We start from the raw sequence: 13,842 nt of genomic DNA, 5'->3' as shown, positions 1-13,842 counted from the left end.
AGATGACGGTTCACTTGTCTTGTCTATTCCCAGTATATTCAATTTTCATGCGAATAAATCCTGTATTTCGATTGAAGATTATCCGTGTGAATCTGTTATAATCAGAATGAAAGCGTTTTCTAAGTGAAAAAGGGGGATTTATCATGAATCAAACAGAGAAAATCATTACACAGACAGAGAAATTCGGGGCACACAACTATCATCCGCTTCCAATCGTCATCTCGGAGGCAGAAGGGGTGTTCGTCAAAGATCCGGAAGGCCGCGAATATATGGATATGCTTAGTGCCTATTCAGCTGTGAACCAAGGACACCGTCATCCGAAAATCATCGAAGCCTTAAAACGGCAAGCGGATAAAATTACGCTGACATCGCGCGCGTTTCACAATGACCAGTTGGGGTTCTTTTATGAGAAGGTCGCGCAATTGACAGGAAAAGATATGGTCCTGCCGATGAATACGGGAGCGGAAGCGGTCGAGACGGCAGTTAAGGCAGCACGTCGCTGGGCGTACGAAGTCAAACAAATTCCTGGAGATGCCGAAATCATCGTCTGCGAAGGGAACTTCCATGGTCGGACGATGACGGCTGTTTCGATGTCAACAGAAGCCGAGTATCAACGTGGATTCGGACCACTCTTACCGGGCATCAAAACGATTCCATACGGGGATTTGGAAGCACTGAAAGGCGCCATCACGGAAAATACAGCTGCCTTCATCGTTGAGCCGATCCAAGGTGAAGCGGGTATCCTGATTCCGTACGAAGGATTCTTGAAAGATGCCCAGGACGTCTGTAAGGAACAAAACGTATTACTCGTCTCGGATGAAATCCAATCAGGACTGGGCCGTTCGGGTAAATGGTTTGCTTCGGACTGGGACAATGTAACACCAGATATGTACATCTTAGGAAAAGCACTTGGTGGCGGCGTGTTCCCGATTTCTTGTGTGGCTGCGAACCACGATATCCTGAGTGTCTTTAATCCGGGATCGCATGGTTCGACATTCGGCGGGAATCCATTGGCCTGTGCGGTATCTGTCGCTTCACTCGAAGTTTTGGAAGAAGAGAAGTTACCGGAACGTTCACTTGAGCTCGGAACATACTTTATGAACCGTCTAAAAGAAATCGACAATCCGATGATTAAAGAAGTTCGCGGGCGCGGACTGTTCATCGGTGTCGAATTGACAGAAGCGGCTCGTCCGTATTGCGAAGCATTAAAAGAAAAAGGATTGCTCTGCAAGGAAACACATGAGACGGTCATTCGTTTTGCACCACCACTCGTCATTACAAAAGAAGAATTAGACTGGGCATTCGAACGGATTGAACAAGTCCTCGGCGTCTCGGTTGCACAGTGACAGTCCACTCCCTATCGGAAAGCGATAGGGAGTTTTTCGATTGATGGACCCTTAAGACTTGGAGCAAATGAGAGCAGAGAAATGTTTGAATCTGTTTCAGGTGGGAACATACTACTATGCGTTAAAAAAATAGGGGGTAATGAACATGTCAAACGATAGCGGATTAAGCAAAAAAACGGATGGTTTAGTTGATAAAGTTGCTGGAAAAGCGAAAGAAGCGCTCGGAAAAGCAACAGGAGATAAATCAACAGAACGTGAAGGCAAAAAAGATCAGCTTAAAGGCGATGCTAAAAAAACGGTTGGGAATGTTCAACAGAATCTCGAAGATACAAATCGTCGTTAATCTGTACCCATTAAGGTCCCTTGTGTAAAGGGATCTTTTTTTATGAAAAAAATATGTATAAAGGTCTAGTCATTTGGATGTGTATGTGGAATAATAATAAATGTTAAAGCGTTTTCATCGCCATGTCATTATTTGTTTTTATTTAAGAAAGGGTGAAGTATATGTTGCAGTTTCTTCAACGAATCGGTAAGGCCTTAATGCTACCGATCGCCGTTTTACCAGCCGCAGGAATTGTCCTTCGACTTGGTTCAGCCGACATGTTGGACGTTCCATTAATGGTGGCCGCAGGTGGTGCGATTTTTGATAATCTTCCACTAATTTTTGCGATTGGTGTCGCGATTGGATTATCCATTGATGCAAGTGGAGCTGCCGGTTTGGCAGGTGCAGTCGGATATTTGGTCTTAAAAACGGGTGTCGACTCCATGAACAAGGATTATTCAAGCGCTCAAATTCAGGCCAAATACGATGCGATTGCCGCCATCGTCAATGATTCCTCGACGAAGGTGGATGGAGCGACCTTGAGTTCCATTGCCAATCAGGCAGCCTTAGGTTCCATGGTCAATATGGCTGTATTCGGCGGAATCATTGCCGGTATTGTCGCCGGTTTGTTATACAACCGATTTTACGACATTAAGTTACCGGATTGGTTAGCATTCTTCGGGGGACGCCGTTTCGTTCCAATCATCACTTCAGCGGTCATGCTGGTCCTGGCATTCGTCTTTGGCTACTTATGGCCGTTCATTGAAGATGGGATCAATAATGCGGGAGAATGGATGGTCAGCCTTGGGGCGGGAGGAGCCGCACTGTTTGGATTCTTCAACCGTCTGTTGATTCCTGTCGGTCTTCACCATGTCTTGAACAATATTTTCTGGTTCGTCTTCGGTTCATACGAAAAAGCGGATGGAACGATTGCAAATGGAGATATCGCACGGTTCTTCGCAGGAGATCCGACAGCCGGTATTTATCAAGCAGGATTTTTCCCAATCATGATGTTCGCATTACCGGCCGCTGCCGCAGCGATGGTCATGGCAGCACGTAAAGAAAACCGGAAAGCAGTCGCAGGAGCAATGATCGGTTTAGGATTAACGTCGTTCCTGACAGGAATTACGGAACCGATTGAGTTTTCATTTATGTTCTTGTCACCGGTCTTATATGTCATGCACGCCGTGTTGACGGGTGTTTCGATGGCAGTCGTCAATTTACTCGGTATCTTGCACGGTTTCTCCTTCTCGGCCGGTTTCATTGATTATGTCCTGAACTTCGGAATCGCGACAAAACCGTTGCTTTTACTGGTTGTCGGTCTCGTGTTCGCCGTCATCTATTACTTCCTGTTCTACTTCATGATCACGAAATTTGATCTGAAGACACCGGGTCGTGAAGATGAAACACTTGTGACGGATGCAGGACCTGTTACAGGCGTATCGGATGATAAGTACGAGCAACAAGCAGCCCGGATTTTTGCGGGCTTACAAGGAACGGACAACGTCACAGCGATTGATAACTGTGCGACACGGCTCCGTCTCCAAGTAAAGGATTCGACAATCATTGACGAAGCTGCGATTAAAGCGGCCGGCGCAAAAGGTGTCATGAAGATGGGGGCAAAAAACGTCCAAATCATCATTGGTACGGATGTCGAATTCGTCGCGGATGCGATGAAACGTCAAAAATAATATTAAAAAAAACGACCTTTCCTGATTGCTCAGGAGAGGTCGTTTTGACGTGGAACAGAAGTGGTCGACTGTTTCAGACTGCTGACATAAATCGGATAAAAAATCCCGATCAGGATGATGATGATTCCGATCCACTGAGAACCGGAAAGATGCTCACCGAGTATGAGGACCGAACAGATGACCGCAGTCGGCAGTTCTGCTGCACCAAGCAGTGAGACGCTGGCCGGGCTTAAGTGCGGAGCACCTGCTGCGAATAACAGCGGTGGTAGGATCAAGGCGAACAGACCAAGTGGAAGTGCGTACCAGATCAGTCCTTGTTCGAAATTGGCTGCAGTCAAGAATGTCGTCGGTGGATACATAATCATGACGAACAGAAGTCCGCCCGTCATCATATAAAAACTCTTTTTAATGACCGGGACATGGTTTGCGACCCGGCCGCTCGCAAGCAGGAAGATGGAGAAACTGACGGCTGCTCCAAGTCCAAACAACGTACCGCGTACGTCAAGAGCGCTGGTGTAAGCCGCGCTGGCTAAAATGGCACCTCCGATCAACAGAACGGCAGATAAGAAGTGGGAGCGTGACGGCAGACGTCTTGCCAAAATCGAATCAATCACGACACCAATCCATGTGAATTGGAAGAGGAGAATGATGGCGACAGAAGCAGAAACAGTTTGCAGGCTTTGGTAATACAGATAGCCGGTCGTTCCGCTTGAAATCCCGATTGCCATCAAAGTAAAAGCGGTTTTAGGATGAAGACGAAGATTTTTCGACAGCAGAGCTAAGATGAAAATCATCAGCCACCCGAAGAAGAATTGGCTTCCGGAAACAGCAGCCGAATTAAATCCTGCCTCATAAGCCAGTTTGACGATCGTCGACAGAACGCCGTAACTGATGGCGCCGATTAAGACGAAAAGTGTTGCTTTTGAACGGTTCATACAGATTCCTCCATGTTTTAGAACGCACAAAAAAGGTTGCAACGGGGCCTTGTCCAGGTTTTTTGGACAGGGTTTGGTTGCAACCTGTGTGAGTTATTTAATGTTGAGTCCAGCCTTTTTGTAAAAGGTTGGCTTTAATTCATTGTAGCGGACGGTCAATTGATTAAAGGTTTTGAGTGCTTCTGTCGCTTGACGGGAAGTCCGGTTTAAATCAGCTGTTGCTTCATCAATCTTAACGAAGTTCGGTTTTTCGGTCAAGTAGGAAAGCACTTTCTTTTCTGAATCAATCGTCGCCGCATAACGTTTCAAAAACGTATCAAAAGCCTTCTCCCGCTCTTTAAAGATATTGATAAGGGCTGTCCCGTCTTTTTTAGCGGCAGGCAACGAAGATAGGGTACTTGTTAATTCCGCAAGGTCTAACTCATCAAAAGCACGGGTACGGATTGTTTGTTCTTGTTTTAACAATTTGACACGGTTTTGATTCAGAGCGGTCAATTCATCCCGTTCATTTTGTGCCCGTTTAATATCATCGGCCCCGGCTTCGAGGACGGCTTGGTAGGTATTGACGGAAATTTCATCTTGGCGTGTCCGTTGCTCGGCGACGACTGCTGCTTTTTGTTCGGACTTCGCTTGTTCTTCCAACTGCTCGTATACCGAAGCAGCCGGATCACTCGAGCAGGCACTGAGAACCAAGAGACCGAGACAGGTCAAACAACTGGTGAGGATCATCCGTTTATTAATCATGAAAGGAACTCCTTATAAATTAGAGAATTTTGCGAAATTATACGGGACATGAAAATCTTCATCATAGATGGAAAATTGATAGCCTTTTTTCTTTAATCCGGCGACAATCGCAGGCAATGCCCGCAATGTTTGTGGTTGTTCATGCAACAGGATGATTTCGACCGGGCCTTCCGCACGGCTGATGACAGTTTTGGCAACTTCCTTGGCACTATCTTTGTAGTACCAGTCCATCGAATCGATTGACCAGTCCCACACCCGAAGTTTCGCCTGTTCGATCTCTTTTGCCATCGACTTGGTAATACCAGGTGTTGATCCGTAAGGAGGACGTGTCAACAACGGGCTGTGATTCGTCAGTTGGTTGATTTGTTTCTGTACCCGCAGCATCTCGGGAACATACTGCTTTTTCTTATACAACGTGTCGTAATCATGAGTTTCACTGTGTGGTCCGATGTAATGTCCAGCCTTTGCCATCGAGCGGACGACATCCGGTTGCTCATCGATGTTACTTCCGATCAAAAAGAAAGTCGCTTTAACTTCTTGTTCTTTTAATGATTTCAAGATGTCCGGAGTCAAAGCGGTCGGTCCGTCTTCAAATGTCAGATACGCCACTTTTTTAGTAATCCCGTTCCATTTCTCGACGCGTGCCTTGTCCAGGTTCGGAGTCGGAACTTCCTGTAAAGATAGGACGGTTTTTACGCTCGCTTGTTGTTGTGTCGAAGTCAGGTACTGATAAACGATGTAACCGCCAATCGGAAGAAGAATCAGCGCCAGCACGATCAAAAGCTTAGCGAAATACTTTCGTTTGGGTTTTCGGTATCTTGGACCAAGTCCGATGGGATTGCCTGAGTTGTATGAATCCATTGATGTCTGAGCTCCTTTACGGAAAATCTTATGAGTTAAATGTAACATTTTGTCTGTTTCATTTGTAACAAAAATATTACAAAAAGATGACTGGAGAACCTGTAATTCAAAAAAAGTTGATTAAGATAGAAATAATGTTATATTTTCAAACAAAAAAAGAAGTCCATCCGCTACGGTAGACTTCCTTCTTCAAGCAAATTTGCGATTAGTGTTCTGTAACAGCACACTCATCACATTCTGTTTTATACGATTCGCATTGTTCATCCATTTCTTTTCCGCAATGGGAGCAGGTTTTGACCGGAAGCTGACGGTAAAACTCGGGAGAGGTCTCTTGGTAAAGGGGTTGTTCCATGATTGTGTTCCTCCTCTTAGTATATGGATGTACCAGCAAATAACACTGAATTTATTTTATTGTACTAGTACAGAAGCGGTATGTCAATCTTTGTTTTATAACAGAAGAATTTTTAGCAAGTCTTGTCATATGACAGGTAAGCGTAGAGGATGATACGATAACATAGTAAACAGATGTACTTAGAGGGGGATCATTATGAATCAAACATTATCTGACACACTATCGATTTTGACAGAACGCCGGTCAGTTCGTCATTACGATGAGACATTCACGCTTTCACAAAAAGAAGTACAAGAATTGGTTGAATTGACGACAGCTGCGCCAAGTGCCTGGAACCTGCAACATTGGCATTTCGTTGCCTTCCATTCGGAAGAAGCGAAACAACGATTAGCTCCAATCGCTTACAATCAGCCGGCCATCAGTTCTTCTTCCGTCGTCATTGCCGTACTAGGGGATTTACAGGCAAACCGAAACTATAATCCGGTTTATGGACCAGCTGTAGAAGCAGGAGGCATGACGGAAGACTTGTTTGACTCGATCAAAGGACAAGTAGAAGGGGCTTATCAAAGCGAGGCTTACGCGAGAGATGCAGCCATGTCAAACGCAAGTTTAGCTGCGATGCAACTGATGCTGGTTGCTGAAGCAAAAGGACTCTCGACACTCGCGATGGGCGGATTCAATCACCAACTCTTTACAGAAACGTTTATTACAGATGAACGTTATGTCCCGGTCATGTTGATTGCTGTCGGGAAAGCAGTCGAAGACGCGAAAAAACGTCCGGCGCTCCGTTTACCGGTCGATCAAGTGACGACTATTCTATAAGTAAAAGAGAGGGGCTGAATCAACATTAAGTTCAGCCCCGTTCATTTTTATTTTTCATATTTTTTTAGAAAAGTACTTGTCAGATGGTTAGTTTCTTGCTATATTAATACATGTCCTAGCAAGTACATAACGTACTGCATCATGATTCTGTAGCTCAGCTGGGAGAGCGCTACCTTGACAGGGTAGAGGTCGCTGGTTCGAGCCCAGTCAGAATCATACCAAAAACCCGTTCATCCTTGGATGAGCGGGTTTTTTTTGTTTTAATCATTGGCTTGAAGTTCATCTTCTGTCACCCATTTATGATTTTTAATCGTTTTTCCACCGGTTGTCGGTTTAAAATCGACCATATACACGGTTGTCTGATCGGCTTGATCAATGGTCGCTTTTGCACCATCCATCCCTTTCATGTGATCAGCCGCTAAAGTCACCTCATCACCTGCTTGCAACGGTGAAGCCGGAACCGGGTTGAGTTCTTCCTGAATCACCCATTTATGATTACTGACTTTTTTACCACCGTTCGTTGGTGTATAGCTGACTTCATATACTGTTGTATCAAATGAATCGACGATTGTTGCTTTTGCGCCATCCATCCCTTTCATATGATCAGAGGACAGAAGGACGTCTGATCCGTCTTTAAACTTCGGATTTTCAGCTTGTTTCAGTCCAGCGGGAATTTTCCCGTCACTTGAATGCATCATCCCTGCATGGGAATCGTTCTTATTATTATGCATATCGTGTGAATTAGAGGAATCGGAATCAGATCCGCAGGCACCTAAACTTAGGACAGCAGAAAGAGCGAGTGATGTAACGAGTAGTTGTTTTTTCATAAAAATTGACCTCCTGTAGTAATTTGGTTATGTGACTACTATACCCGTGTTTCGTGCAGAAACCGTGCAGAAAGAGTGACAATTCAATTACCTGACTGAATGAGTCATTGGAAAAGTGTATCGTAATAGTGAAGAAAAAGGAGGAGCAGGGCATGCGGCATATTTCATACTACATTGGTCTACTTTTTTTGACTGCCATTCTTGTTATCGGCGGCATTCTGTTCAGTACCCTCTATTTAAACCTTGTGAATCAAAGGACGAATGAAGTGGTCCTCGGTTTGCTGAACCGAGGGAACACGCACCGCGATGTCCTCGAGGAATCATTTCATGCGGAAACATTGGAACATGTCAGTTTGATGGAATCAGCATCCGAATTTACCGTCGTTATCACGAATCAAAAAGGAAAAATTTTAAAGGCTTCGCATCCACTTACTCCTAAAATGAAAGTAGAGCTTATCCATACGGAATTTCAAACACAACGAAAAGATCGGATTTTAAGAGCTCAAGCGGAAACGAAGGGTTTTTTAATGACAGATAGTCCAATCACGATTTCAGGTGTTCATCGTGGGCATGTCTTCATGTTTGCTCCGGAAACGTTAATTCAACAAGTCGTCAACCCGTTAAGACAACAATTCATTCAAGTTGGTATCATTGCCGTCCTTCTGTCGCTTACGACTGTCGTGCTGTGTACACGATTGATTTCAAGACCGCTCATTGAGATGGAGCGTGCGACGGCCAAGTTGAAAGAAGGAAACCTTGACGTGGATTTACCGGTAAACCGCTCGGATGAGCTTGGGGCACTGGCACGCTCCATCACACAGTTGGCAAAAGATCTCGATTTTTTGAATCGTGAACGGACAGAATTTTTAGCAAATATCTCGCACGAACTTCGAACTCCGCTGACCTACATGAAGGGTTATGCGGATATATTACATCGTCCAAACTTGCCGGAATCTGAAAAAACAGCTTATCTGTCGATTATCAAAGAAGAAAGCGATCATTTGAGCACATTGATTGAACAGCTGATGTTACTGGCACGTTCCGATACGAATGCATTTTCAGTCGAACGGGTGCCGCTTGCGCTCGATCAATTGATTATCTCGACGACAGAGAAAATGCGACCTGCAATTGAAGAAAAAGGTCTACAGTTGCATGTATCGGGGGAACCGGTAGAGATAGCAGGAGATGAAATTCGGCTCAAGCAAGTGCTGGTAAATGTATTGGATAACGCTAAAAAATATACAGCAATCGGTGAAATCGTCGTCCGATACGGCAGGAATGAAACAGGACCGTATTTTCAAGTACGTGATACAGGAAGCGGCATCAGCCAAGAAAGTTTAACCCATGTTACAAAACGTCTGTACCGCAGTGAACCGTCACGATCACGAAGCCGGGGCGGATCGGGGCTTGGTTTGACGATTGCCTTGGCAATCGTTCAAGCACACGATGCGACATTAGATATCAAGAGTGAAAAGAATGCCGGGACGAGTGTGATGATTCAATGGAAGGTGTGAAGAAATGGCTCGAATTTTAATCGTTGATGATGAACAACGGATGCTTCAATTAATGAAGTTATATCTGGTACCCTATGGTCATACATGTCATTTAGCCGACTCGGGCGAAAAAGCGCTCGACATCGTCAAGACCGTTCCCGTCGATTTGGCTTTACTCGATGTCATGATGCCCGATATGGATGGATGGACGTTGTGTGAAAATATAAGACGGATGGCTGATTTTCCAATCATTATGGTGACAGCGCGGAATCAAATGGAAGATGTGCTACGGGGGCGCAAAGTCGGTGCAGATGACTATGTGGCAAAGCCGATTCATGAAGGAGAATTATTAGGACGAATCGAACTGTTGATTGGTCGAGAAAAGCGGGAGCAGTATGCATTTCATGGACTACAGTATGACGTCGCAGGATATCATTGTACATTCGACGGACAAAAAATCTTACTGACGAAAACAGAATTTCAACTTTTAGGAAAACTCCTGACGTCCGTGAATGGCGTCTTATCAAGAGAACAATTGGTTTTGTCGCTGTGGGGCGATGATCAATCGATTGAACCACGAACGATTGATTCTCATATGCGTCATCTTCGTGAGAAATTGCGCCGTTCCGGTTTTCCAATCGATGAGTATTTGGAAACTGTCCGAGGTGTGGGTTATCGTTTGCTGGAGCAGAAAAAAGACAACTAAAAGGAGAATTGAAATGACAACGACAATTTATTTAGTCCGCCATGCACATTCGACCTATTCTACAGACGAACAAGCGCGTCCTTTATCGGAACAAGGGAGATACGATGCGGAGCAACTGATGACACTTTTTGACGGTATTAAATTGGACTATATCTATGCGAGTCCCTATCGACGAGCGATTGAGACGGTCCAGCCTTTAGCGGAACAATCAGGATTAATCATCCAAGAAACCGCAGCTGTTCAAGAACGTTTATTGGCGCCGGGAGAACTGCCCGACTTCCAACAGGCTGTCCGGTACGTCTGGGAACATCCGGATGAAAATCCGTATGGAGGTGAATCAAACGTTACGGCACAACGGCGTATCGTGCCTGAAATCAAACAATTACTAGAAAAACATAAAGATCAAACCATCGTCATTGGAACACACGGGAATATTATGGTGTTATTAATGCAACATTTTGATTCGGCATATGGATATGCGTTCTGGAAAACGCTAAAAATGCCGGCTGTGTATCGAATGACATTTAAAGGCGAAACCTTCCTTCAGATTGAAGAAGTTTGTCAGCATAACTAAAAAAACAGGAGATTGTCCCTTCGGTAAGGGGACCTTCTCCTGTTTTTTTTAGTTATGCTTTTACATTTTCATGTTTTTGGATTAAATCAGCTGTCAGCTGACCCGATAAGGTGACCATCGGGACTCCGCCACCCGGATGAGTGGAACCACCGACGAAGTAAAGCCCTTCGTAGAGATCACTCTTCGATGGAATCTTAAATCCACCGTTCTTTTTCCGATCGGCTGCCACACCATAAATCGAGCCGCCGTTCGGACCATATAGGGATTTCAAGTCTTCTGGTGTAAAGCGGTATTCAAATTCAATCGATTCGCGTAAATCAGTCAGTCCCATCCGTTCCAATTTATCGAGGACGACTTCACGGTACGCATCCCAATCGGTTTTTCCATCTTGTTTCGTCAGTGGTGGCACGTGTGTCAAGACGAACAAATTATCTTTTCCTTCAGGAGCCTGTGACGCATCGGATTTAGAAGAAACACCGACATAAATCGTTGGATCTTCCGGTGGAACCCCATCCTTAAACATTTGGGCAAATTCCCGTTCCGGATCATCAGAGAAGAAGAAGTTATGGTGTTTCAAGTCTTTATATTCACGGTTAACCCCAAGCAACAGGACAAGACCGGAAACGGACGGCAGGAATGACTGATTTAACTTTTTAGCCTGTTTTGGTCCTTTTTTCTCTGAAATGAGATGTTGATAGGTCGGAATGACCTCGAGGTTCGAGACGACGACATCAGCTGGATAAAATGTACCGTCTGTCGATTCCACGCCGACGGCACGTTTGCCTTCTGTGACGACACGTGCGACGGGTGTGTTGACGTGAATGGTCACCCGAAGTTCGTCAAGAACTGTCTTCATGGCACGGGCGATATTGTACATACCACCTTTGACATAATAGATACCGAGACCCATCTGAACATAAATCATTTGATTGAAGACAGCAGGAGCTTCATAAGGGTTGGATCCGACGTACATGACCATATAATTAAACAGCTGCTCCAGGTATTTGTTGTTCAAATGTTTTTTTGTACCGCTTGCTACTGTATTGAGTGGATCCATCTTAAGTAATTCAGACATCGTATGGTATTTTTTTAAGTCTTTTAAATCTTCGAGACTGTATTTGTAGAAACTGTCTAAACACAGGTCATACATCTTTTTAGAATAACTGAACAATTCGACGAAATCCGCTTGATCGGAAACTTTTTTAAATTCCTCAAGCATTCCCGGGAGATCGCCTTTGACGTCAAGTTGTGTACCATCTTCAAAGAAAGTCCGCCATTGCGGTTCGATGCGTTCGATTTCCAAATAGTCGTCGAGTCGACGGTGGACGCTCGTAAACAATTGTTCGAGTACCCAAGGCATCGTCAAGATTGAAGGACCGGTATCGAACGTAAATCCTTGGCCGCTGCGTTGGTTTAATTTCCCGCCAACATTTCCATTTTGTTCTAGCATCGTGACTTCATAACCGTCTCCCGCAAGGCGGATTGCTGCTGACATACCTGCTAAACCTGCTCCAATAACGACTGCCTGTTTCTTCAAAAAAATCACATCTCCTTATGTTTTAGTAAATAAACGGAATCAAACGTTTTCTTTTGCGGGCCCAGTCCGTGTAAGCAGGACCAAATCCTTTGGTTAACATCTGTTCCTCGATTCGAATGCGGTGAAGCAAAGCGATGAACATCAGGATTCCGGCACATAACGCGACAAACAAATTCCCGAAGTATAACGGGAAACCTAACGTGATAAAAAACAGACCGGAATAGAGGGGGTGGCGTAATGCCCGATAAGGACCCGTGCTGACAAGCCGGTCGCCCGGATTGACAGCAACATGGCGGGTAAACTGATGCTTGAGATGATAAATCCCCCAATAGCGCAGAACGACACCGGAAGTCAAAAGGAGCAATCCGATTTCACGTGACAAGGGAAGTCGAATTGAATCACTGAACAGAACGGAAAAAAGGATCGTGGTGATTAACGTAGCTAAAATCCAATAAAAACTTTGCCGTTCTTCCAGTGGAGAAGGTTCCTTCTTACGGTTTCGGAACAGAAACAATTCGAATAACCAAAGAAGAGAGACGGCAATGAACACTTTATCTAAAATGGTCATAAGATTCGCCCCTGACTGATACTAATCATTATTTAAAGAAAACGCATACAAGAAATCTTTACCCGAAAGGCTGAAGATTCAATCCTTGTGTCGGACAATTCAGCTTCTTTTGGCAAACTGAGAATTAATTCATTTTGATTACACCTGTACAAAAAATGGTGGCGTTTTGAAATGAATGTTATTCTAAAATTAAAGACTAATTACCCTGTTTTGGAAAAAAGGAGTTTTAAGAGATATGAAAAAATTAAAGCAAACGGTGATCGGGTTACTGGCGATTCTCCTCTCACTCGTCAGTTTTTCACTGGCCGCAGAAGCATCCAGTTACCGCCAGGCGAAAACACCGCTCAATCTTCGAAGCGGGGCTTCGACAACAAAAGCAGTCGTCGCAGTGATTCCGACTACTGTCTATGTCAATGAAATCAGCCGACTCGGGACATGGTCAAAAGTTCGTTATGGAACACAGACAGGGTATGCCAGTACAAAATATTTACTGACCGATCAACAAATCGGTGGGTTACGCATCGGCAAGACATTAATCGTTAATCCAAATCTTCCGTTACGTTCGACGTATGCGCCGGGAGAAAGTACAGTTGCACGGGCCGCATTTGAAAAAATGAAACGGGCTGCCAAAGCGGAAAAGATTACGCTGGTCGCATTCAGTACATACCGTTCATATGCGTATCAAAAAGCCTTATTTGAAAAATATGTGGCACGGGATGGTTTTGAGAAAGCCAGCACGTACAGTGCCCAGCCGGGAAAAAGTGAACATCAAACAGGACTGGGTTTTGATATCGGAGGCGCCGATTCATCAAAATATGCCAAGTTCAGCTTCTCAAGTACAAAAGAAGCAAAATGGCTGGCTGCCAATGCCCACCGTTTTGGATTCCATCTCCGTTACCCGCTCGGAAAAGAATCATGGACAGGCTACACATATGAAAGTTGGCATTACCGTTATGTCGGAGCAACGCTTGCGGCGCAGCTGAAAATGACCGGATTGACAATGGAAGAATACTATCAATTGGCACCGGGTAAACCAAGTACACCGTAACAGGTTTCACTTCAAG

Annotated in this window: 15 protein-coding genes and 1 tRNA gene; 9 read left to right on the top strand and 7 right to left on the bottom strand. The window is 44.8% G+C overall.

The genetic code is table 11. The features are described from left to right. Nucleotides 1–143: 143 nt before the first annotated feature. The 3 genes from DVG79_RS11930 (at nt 144) to nagE (ending at nt 3,359) form a co-directional block, all read left to right on the top strand. On the top strand, nt 144–1,346 hold the full coding sequence (locus DVG79_RS11930) for an ornithine--oxo-acid transaminase (protein WP_012369410.1): 1,203 nt from the start codon (nt 144–146) through the stop codon (nt 1,344–1,346). Between the two features lie 145 nt (nt 1,347–1,491). After that, complete coding sequence (locus DVG79_RS11925) at nt 1,492–1,689, top strand: CsbD family protein (protein WP_114596916.1); 198 nt, start codon at nt 1,492–1,494, stop codon at nt 1,687–1,689. A 161-nt stretch (nt 1,690–1,850) separates the two neighbouring features. Next, the gene (gene nagE, locus DVG79_RS11920; protein ID WP_114596915.1) at nt 1,851–3,359 is read left to right on the top strand and encodes an N-acetylglucosamine-specific PTS transporter subunit IIBC; all 1,509 of its coding nucleotides are present in this window, start codon (nt 1,851–1,853) and stop codon (nt 3,357–3,359) included. Nucleotides 3,360–3,388: 29 nt separating this feature from the next. Here the strand turns inward: nagE and DVG79_RS11915 are convergent, their stop codons facing one another. The 4 genes from DVG79_RS11915 to yhfH all read right to left on the bottom strand — a co-directional run bounded on the left by DVG79_RS11915 (nt 3,389) and on the right by yhfH (nt 6,251). Next, nucleotides 3,389–4,294 (bottom strand): EamA family transporter, encoded by a 906-nt coding sequence (locus tag DVG79_RS11915; RefSeq protein ID WP_114596914.1) that lies wholly within the window; start codon nt 4,292–4,294, stop codon nt 3,389–3,391. 93 nt (nt 4,295–4,387) lie between these two features. After that, nucleotides 4,388–5,038, bottom strand: coding sequence for a YkyA family protein (locus DVG79_RS11910; RefSeq protein WP_114596913.1), 651 nt, complete (start codon nt 5,036–5,038; stop codon nt 4,388–4,390). Nucleotides 5,039–5,050: 12 nt separating this feature from the next. Beyond that, on the bottom strand, nt 5,051–5,899 hold the full coding sequence (locus DVG79_RS11905) for a polysaccharide deacetylase family protein (protein WP_114596912.1): 849 nt from the start codon (nt 5,897–5,899) through the stop codon (nt 5,051–5,053). A gap of 205 nt (nt 5,900–6,104) precedes the next feature. Next, nucleotides 6,105–6,251, bottom strand: a complete 147-nt coding sequence (yhfH, locus tag DVG79_RS11900) for a protein YhfH (protein ID WP_251135546.1) — start codon at nt 6,249–6,251, stop codon at nt 6,105–6,107. A gap of 195 nt (nt 6,252–6,446) precedes the next feature. Here yhfH and DVG79_RS11895 point away from each other — a divergent pair, with 195 nt between their 5' ends. Further along, nucleotides 6,447–7,073 carry a nitroreductase family protein gene (locus tag DVG79_RS11895; RefSeq protein ID WP_114596911.1) on the top strand — a complete coding sequence of 209 codons (627 nt, stop codon included), beginning with the start codon at nt 6,447–6,449 and terminating at the stop codon, nt 7,071–7,073. Between the two features lie 143 nt (nt 7,074–7,216). Next, nucleotides 7,217–7,289, top strand: a tRNA-Val gene (locus DVG79_RS11890). Between the two features lie 44 nt (nt 7,290–7,333). Here DVG79_RS11890 and DVG79_RS11885 read toward each other — a convergent pair. Beyond that, nucleotides 7,334–7,900, bottom strand: coding sequence for a YdhK family protein (locus DVG79_RS11885; RefSeq protein WP_114596910.1), 567 nt, complete (start codon nt 7,898–7,900; stop codon nt 7,334–7,336). Nucleotides 7,901–8,052: 152 nt separating this feature from the next. On the opposite strand from DVG79_RS11885, the gene DVG79_RS11880 reads away from it, so the two are divergent. Genes DVG79_RS11880 through DVG79_RS11870 form a run of 3 tightly spaced genes read left to right on the top strand, consistent with a single transcriptional unit; the run spans nt 8,053 to nt 10,673 of the window. After that, entirely contained in the window at nt 8,053–9,414 is a 1,362-nt protein-coding gene (locus tag DVG79_RS11880; protein ID WP_114596909.1) for a sensor histidine kinase, read from the top strand. A gap of 4 nt (nt 9,415–9,418) precedes the next feature. Beyond that, on the top strand, nt 9,419–10,099 hold the full coding sequence (locus DVG79_RS11875; protein WP_114596908.1) for a response regulator transcription factor: 681 nt from the start codon (nt 9,419–9,421) through the stop codon (nt 10,097–10,099). Nucleotides 10,100–10,112: 13 nt separating this feature from the next. After that, on the top strand, nt 10,113–10,673 hold the full coding sequence (locus tag DVG79_RS11870) for a histidine phosphatase family protein (protein ID WP_114596907.1): 561 nt from the start codon (nt 10,113–10,115) through the stop codon (nt 10,671–10,673). A 52-nt stretch (nt 10,674–10,725) separates the two neighbouring features. Here DVG79_RS11870 and DVG79_RS11865 read toward each other — a convergent pair whose 3' ends face one another. After that, nucleotides 10,726–12,210: a phytoene desaturase family protein gene (locus tag DVG79_RS11865; RefSeq protein WP_114596906.1), complete on the bottom strand. Its 1,485-nt coding sequence runs from the start codon at nt 12,208–12,210 to the stop codon at nt 10,726–10,728. A gap of 22 nt (nt 12,211–12,232) precedes the next feature. After that, nucleotides 12,233–12,778, bottom strand: coding sequence for a methyltransferase family protein (locus DVG79_RS11860; protein WP_114596905.1), 546 nt, complete (start codon nt 12,776–12,778; stop codon nt 12,233–12,235). Nucleotides 12,779–13,013: 235 nt separating this feature from the next. Between DVG79_RS11860 and DVG79_RS11855 the strand changes: the two genes are divergently transcribed. Then, a complete protein-coding gene (locus DVG79_RS11855) occupies nt 13,014–13,826 on the top strand; it encodes a D-alanyl-D-alanine carboxypeptidase family protein (protein ID WP_012369425.1) in 813 nt (270 codons plus the stop codon). Nucleotides 13,827–13,842: the final 16 nt, after the last annotated feature.

The organism is Exiguobacterium sp. RIT594 (assembly GCF_003339585.1).
Taxonomy (GTDB): domain Bacteria; phylum Bacillota; class Bacilli; order Exiguobacteriales; family Exiguobacteriaceae; genus Exiguobacterium_A.
Note: the sequence above shows the minus strand (reverse complement) of the source record. Positions and strands in the feature narration are given on the sequence as shown.

What these genes read in the sequence shown, in the direction of transcription:
- DVG79_RS11930 (WP_012369410.1), top strand. Translation starts at nt 144, where the DNA reads ATGAATCAAACAGAGAAAATCATTACACAGACAGAGAAATTCGGGGCA.
- DVG79_RS11925 (WP_114596916.1), top strand. Translation starts at nt 1,492, where the DNA reads ATGTCAAACGATAGCGGATTAAGCAAAAAAACGGATGGTTTAGTTGAT.
- nagE (WP_114596915.1), top strand. Translation starts at nt 1,851, where the DNA reads ATGTTGCAGTTTCTTCAACGAATCGGTAAGGCCTTAATGCTACCGATC.
- DVG79_RS11915 (WP_114596914.1), bottom strand. Translation starts at nt 4,294, where the DNA reads ATGAACCGTTCAAAAGCAACACTTTTCGTCTTAATCGGCGCCATCAGT.
- DVG79_RS11910 (WP_114596913.1), bottom strand. Translation starts at nt 5,038, where the DNA reads ATGATTAATAAACGGATGATCCTCACCAGTTGTTTGACCTGTCTCGGT.
- DVG79_RS11905 (WP_114596912.1), bottom strand. Translation starts at nt 5,899, where the DNA reads ATGGATTCATACAACTCAGGCAATCCCATCGGACTTGGTCCAAGATAC.
- yhfH (WP_251135546.1), bottom strand. Translation starts at nt 6,251, where the DNA reads ATGGAACAACCCCTTTACCAAGAGACCTCTCCCGAGTTTTACCGTCAG.
- DVG79_RS11895 (WP_114596911.1), top strand. Translation starts at nt 6,447, where the DNA reads ATGAATCAAACATTATCTGACACACTATCGATTTTGACAGAACGCCGG.
- DVG79_RS11885 (WP_114596910.1), bottom strand. Translation starts at nt 7,900, where the DNA reads ATGAAAAAACAACTACTCGTTACATCACTCGCTCTTTCTGCTGTCCTA.
- DVG79_RS11880 (WP_114596909.1), top strand. Translation starts at nt 8,053, where the DNA reads ATGCGGCATATTTCATACTACATTGGTCTACTTTTTTTGACTGCCATT.
- DVG79_RS11875 (WP_114596908.1), top strand. Translation starts at nt 9,419, where the DNA reads ATGGCTCGAATTTTAATCGTTGATGATGAACAACGGATGCTTCAATTA.
- DVG79_RS11870 (WP_114596907.1), top strand. Translation starts at nt 10,113, where the DNA reads ATGACAACGACAATTTATTTAGTCCGCCATGCACATTCGACCTATTCT.
- DVG79_RS11860 (WP_114596905.1), bottom strand. Translation starts at nt 12,778, where the DNA reads ATGACCATTTTAGATAAAGTGTTCATTGCCGTCTCTCTTCTTTGGTTA.
- DVG79_RS11855 (WP_012369425.1), top strand. Translation starts at nt 13,014, where the DNA reads ATGAAAAAATTAAAGCAAACGGTGATCGGGTTACTGGCGATTCTCCTC.